Annotated in this window: 5 protein-coding genes and 1 pseudogene; 5 read left to right on the top strand and 1 reads right to left on the bottom strand. The window is 49.3% G+C overall.

Going from position 1 to position 4,999, the window contains the following annotated elements; all coding sequences use genetic code 11:
• The 5 genes and pseudogenes from WF331_RS28980 to WF331_RS28960 all read left to right on the top strand — a co-directional run.
• Positions 1–1,297 (top strand): RHS repeat-associated core domain-containing protein (locus WF331_RS28980; RefSeq protein ID WP_340623552.1); only part of this gene is annotated, 1,297 nt, incomplete at its 5' end.
• Positions 1,298–1,304: 7 nt separating this feature from the next.
• On the top strand, positions 1,305–1,733 hold the full coding sequence (locus tag WF331_RS28975) for a hypothetical protein (RefSeq protein WP_016499544.1): 429 nt from the start codon (positions 1,305–1,307) through the stop codon (positions 1,731–1,733).
• A gap of 3 nt (positions 1,734–1,736) precedes the next feature.
• Positions 1,737–2,162 carry a tetratricopeptide repeat protein gene (locus WF331_RS28970; RefSeq protein ID WP_016499545.1) on the top strand — a complete coding sequence of 142 codons (426 nt, stop codon included), beginning with the start codon at positions 1,737–1,739 and terminating at the stop codon, positions 2,160–2,162.
• A gap of 226 nt (positions 2,163–2,388) precedes the next feature.
• Positions 2,389–3,588: pseudogene (locus WF331_RS28965) on the top strand (RHS repeat domain-containing protein); the annotation flags it as partial.
• Positions 3,588–4,619, top strand: a complete 1,032-nt coding sequence (locus tag WF331_RS28960; protein ID WP_340623551.1) for a hypothetical protein — start codon at positions 3,588–3,590, stop codon at positions 4,617–4,619. The pseudogene WF331_RS28965 and the gene WF331_RS28960, both read left to right, overlap by 1 nt.
• Here WF331_RS28960 and WF331_RS28955 read toward each other — a convergent pair.
• Positions 4,599–4,999, bottom strand: a 401-nt coding sequence (locus tag WF331_RS28955; protein WP_340623550.1) for a hypothetical protein, incomplete at its 5' end; no start/stop codon positions are given. The two genes, WF331_RS28960 and WF331_RS28955, sit on opposite strands and share 21 nt — an antisense overlap.

The raw sequence follows: 4,999 nt of genomic DNA, 5'->3' as shown, positions 1-4,999 counted from the left end.
GAATACGTCGCTGCTGGTGGAGCATGCGTACAACCCGATTCACCGCCGTTACCAGTACGACCCGGCCGGTGAACTGGTGCGCACCCTCGACAAGCTGCGTGGCGAGATCAAGTACGAATATGAAGCCAACGGCCAGTTGCGTAGCCGTGATACCGGCTCGCTGGTAGGCAGTGAGGAGTTCCGCTACGACCCGGCAGCCAACCGCCTGGACTTCAATGCGCGGCAGTTCGACAAGGTCAAGGACAACCGGATCAAACAGTGGCGGGACCAGGAGTACCGCTACGATCCGTGGGGCAACCTGATCGAGAAGCGCTCGGGGCACAGCAAGCTGCAGAGCTTTAGTTATGACTGCGAGAACCGGCTGGTGCGGGCGGAGACGTTGGTTAACGGCAAGCTGGAAAGCCGAGGCGAGTACCGGTACGACAGCCTTGGGCGGCGGGTGGCCAAGCAGGCGGAAATTAACGGCATCACCGAGCAGAAGCGCTTCCTCTGGCAGGGGCTAAGGATGCTGCGGGAGGAAACGCCAGGGCAGAGCATCTTGTACCTGTACGAGCCGGGAAGCTATGCGCCGTTGGCGCGGGTCGATCAGGTGGAAGGGGAAGGGCAGAAGCTTTATTACTTCCATACTGACCAGATTGGTACGCCGTTGGAATTGACGGATAGCGAGGGTGGGATCGTCTGGCAGGCGACATTTCGGTCTTGGGGGGCGATTGAGCAACTGACGGTCAATGAAGTCGAGCAGAATCTACGGTTCCAGGGCCAGTACTTTGATGTTGAAGCGGAGCTTCATTACAATACGTTCCGATATTATGATCCTGAAATTGGACGATTTATTTCTCATGACCCTATAAGCTTGCTCGGTGGTGATAATTTATACATTTTCGCACCTAGTACCACTGGATGGATTGATCCTTGGGGGCTAAGCTGTCGAACAGAGTATCTGGGCAGAACCCCGGGCAAATCTAGCAGGACCGGCCGAAAAGTAATTGAAAATATGAGAGGCGAGGGTCGAATTAGAGGTAAAGGTGACTCGATGGAATTCAAAAGCTCGACCGATAAGCAGTGGTATCCGGTTCGAGAGGCTGATATGGCACATAAGTATGATGCGGTAACATATTGGAATGATAGAGGTGGGTTCTTTGGAGCTAAGTCTAAGGAGGTTAGAAAGTGGATGCTTGATCCGAAAAACTATGAGCTAGAGCATTATTCGTACAACAGGTCGGCAGGTGCAAAATTGAATCAGTTTTACCGGTCGCCAGATAATATTGTTGGTCCGCACGAAAGTTTTCAGTATTGAGGTGTTTATGAAAGATTTGTCGGAAGTGAACTTGCAGCTGTCTCAAAGGATAGTAGTGGCTATGGAGTCTGGAAATGAACTGCAAGAGAAAGGAGCTTATCAGGCTGCTTTAGAAAAGTACAAAGAGTCGTGGAGTATGCTTCCCGACCCAAAAGAGCAGTGGGATCTTTCCCACTGGATCGAAAAATGCAATTCCGAGGTCTATTTAAAGCAGCAAGATTATGAAAGTGCGAAGATATGGGCGCTCAAGGCGGTTGAGTCGAAACCACCTCGAGAAACGTCCAGTTTTATTATTCTTGGTGCATGTTTTCTCGGGTTGGGTGAGGAGAGATATGCATTTGACGAAATGAAAAAAGCTTTCGATATGGGCGGCGAGAGAGCATTCAAGGGGTTTGATAAAAAATATCTTGCTTTCTTTGCTGGTTTCAAAGGTTAAAGAATGGGATTTTTACCAGATCAGGTTCATGAGGAGATACTGGTTCTTAGTGAACAGGGTAATCTGCTAATGGAAAAAGGTCGATATCCTGATGCTGTCGAAGCTTTCACGGCTGCCTTGGTCAAACTGCCTGAACCCGTCGAGCAGTGGGAGGCGTTCGTTTGGTTGAAGGCCAGTATTGGGGACGCTCTATTTTTTATGCAGGACTATAGTCGGGCCTTGAGCGAGTTTTTTGAAGCCGCCAACGGCCCGGGCGGTGCACAGAATGCGTTCGTAATTCTACGTCTAGGCGAGTGTCTATACGAACAAGAAAATCCAGATGCGTTGGATTATTTATGCAAAGCATATTTTTTGGAAGGGGTAGATATTTTCAGAGGCGAAGATAAAAAATATTTTAGCGCCGTTGAATCTGCATTAGGAATGGCATGAATGTAACGTCTGTTTTTTGGGGCTAGATCTTATCAATGTCAACCTGTGACGTATCGTCAAGGCGAGAAAATGCTCGAAGGTATTTTGGGGAATTAATATAACTAAGGAAATATGGTGGTGAGCCATCCTAGTGAGCTAGTAACTTTCATGAGGGAAATGAACTGCTGGGAGGTTGAATTCTTTGATCAGCGTACAAAGACTCTGGCTCAGGGGGTAGAAGATCCTCGATACCGGCTCGCTTGTCCGTAGCGAAGAATTCCGCTACGACGCGGCAGCTAACCGCTTGGATCTCAACGCGCAGCAGTTTGCCAAGGTCAAGGACAAACGGATCAAACAGTGGCGGGACCAAGAATACCGCTACGACCCGTGGGGCAACCTGATCGAGAAACGCTCTGGGCACAGCAAGCTGCAGAGCTTTAGTTATGACTGCGAGAACCGGCTTGTGCCGGCGGAGACGGTGGTCGATGGCAAGCTGGAAAGCCAAGGTGAGTATCGGTACGACAGCCTTGGGCGGCGGGTGGCCAAGCAGGCGGAAATCAACGGCGAACTAGAACAGAAGCGCTTCCTCTGGCAGGGGCTGAGGATGCTGCGTGAGGAGACGCCTGGGCAGAACATTCTGTACCTGTACGAGCCGGGAAGCTATGCGCCGTTGGCGCGGGTTGATCAGGTGGAAGGGGAAGGGCAGAAGGTCTATTACTTCCATACGGATCAGATTGGGACGCCGCTGGAGCTGACGGACAGCGACGGGCAGATCGTCTGGCAGGCGACATATCGTTCCTGGGGAGCGTTAGAGCAACTGGTTATCGATGAGGTAGAGCAGAACCTGCGGTTCCAAGGGCAGTACTTCGATCATGAGGCAATTCTGCATTATAATACGTTCCGCTATTATGATCCTGAAATGGGTAGGTTTAAAGTCCAGGATCCATTAGGTTTGATGGGTGGGGATAATCTTTATCGTTACGGCCCGAACCCAATACTATGGATTGATCCTCTCGGCTGGATGCCATTGGCCAACCCAGTTAAAGTGGGTCATCACATGGTTCCTCATTCTTTAGCTACCTCTTTAGGGATAACCCCGTTCAACTCATTTAATAACGTCCCCTCCATGTTCTGGCTGGAGCCTGGGCAATGGAATAGAATGGAGCACAGCGGTATGCACGGTTACAATGGTTTGGGCGCGAGTACCAAGCCGGCTGTGACGCTAGATGCTTTCAAATCCGAAGGCCTAACGAATGAGAAATGGTTGCAGTCGTTGGAGGCACATTATAATAACCCGGAAATTTCCCACCTTAGAGGGGATTTAAGGCTTGTTGAGAACGGAAATCCTGGGCGTATTATTGCTGCAAATGTGTCCCCTGCCGAAGGTTGGGCAGCAACCAAGGCATGGGCGCGATCCAAAGGTGCAAGTTTGCCAGGGTGTAGTTGATGAATAACGCTAAAGTTAGTTACGTAGCAGTTAATGATTCGAGGCTAGTGGCTGGCGGTAAGCTAGAGATTGGTAGTGCGGTAGTGGGGTTGGACGAATTCGATTTTGGCGAGTTTGGGTCTATCCAGAGAAAAGTTGTTGTAGGCTGGCTTGGTGAAGAGCGAGCTAGATATTCTAGTGCTGTGCGTGCGCGAGAAATTTCCTCCAAGGAAATATCCATAGTTGTCGAGTCGGATGGGCCAGTTGTACTAGATCTCGGCTGCGAAAAACTGTTGCTGGATGTGCTGGATGAACAGAGGCAGGCTCGAACATCCTACAAGTTGTTTGTTAAAATTTCATTGGAAGTTCCGCTGGAAGCGTTTGGTGAGGTGCCGGATCATGTTAAGCCGCTAGTGCAATACTCTGAAATACTGCATGTCACGATTTCCCTCTCTGGCGGCGATGTAGGCACGCACATAGAATCAAGCTCCAACCGTCCGGTGTATGATGGGTACGGAGAGTTGGGTTTTTTTCTTGCTGACTTGGATAAAATGCATGAATATATTATTTCCAGGTTGGGTAATGGCGTGATTAATCTTAAGGACGCATTCTGTCAGACTGAAATTGCAAACGAGCTGTTTTCGGAGGGCTTATTGGTTTTAATCTGGGGGATGACGCCGTGGCACTATTATCTGTATGGCTCGAGCGAGCCTGAAGATGCTGCTTATATCCCAAAGCTCAGGAATCCCCAGTTCCAAGGTACCTATAGATTGCGTCATGATATTCAAAATCCAAGCGTTGTTCCAGGTGAGTTTTTGCTGAATTGGCCTGAATGCCTTAGCAAGAGCTTTCCGAAGATACACATAGGTGGGGAAGGGGAGTTGTTGAAAGTCGAAATTAGTGTCATGGGTTTCTACATTCCAAATGTCGGCGTTGGACCTCCGCTTTCGGTAATCACTGCTAGCAGGGAAGAAAATGAGCCTATTATTGATCCGTTGCTAATGGTCGATATTGAGGCGGTAGAGCCTAGGTTATGTTTTGATGTGTCGTGAGATGCTGTTTGTAAGGTGTGGAATTGAACGCATATGGCGCAGGCATGAATATCCATTGATTGGTACGCGGTGCGTGGGCGTTAATGTGTAGAGGGAATTAAGTCCTGCAGTGCTAGTGGGTTGAGTTGCTGGATCTTTAACATCGATGAGGTGGAAGCGAATGCCAACTTTTGCCTCATTCGCTTCCAAATTACGAGCGTTACTAAAAGGCTTGGTATCTTCAGCAAGTCTTATTAAGCTTTTCATCATGAGCTTTTCTAGCTTCAAATATTCTTTTTGCCAACGAATGTGCGACTCGTCGTCTGGTCTAAGCCATACCTCGACAACCTGTTCTTCTACTTCGGCGAAGTGCCCGACACCAACACCGAAGTGCCGCTGCA

Origin of the sequence: Pseudomonas sp. YNh (assembly GCF_037993085.1) — a bacterium.
GTDB lineage: Bacteria > Pseudomonadota > Gammaproteobacteria > Pseudomonadales > Pseudomonadaceae > Aquipseudomonas > Aquipseudomonas putida.
This window is presented reverse-complemented; position numbering and strand designations above follow the sequence as displayed.

Bases quoted from the DNA above. Each gene is read 5' to 3' on its own strand.
- WF331_RS28975 (WP_016499544.1), top strand. From the start codon at position 1,305: ATGAAAGATTTGTCGGAAGTGAACTTGCAGCTGTCTCAAAGGATAGTA.
- WF331_RS28970 (WP_016499545.1), top strand. From the start codon at position 1,737: ATGGGATTTTTACCAGATCAGGTTCATGAGGAGATACTGGTTCTTAGT.
- WF331_RS28960 (WP_340623551.1), top strand. From the start codon at position 3,588: ATGAATAACGCTAAAGTTAGTTACGTAGCAGTTAATGATTCGAGGCTA.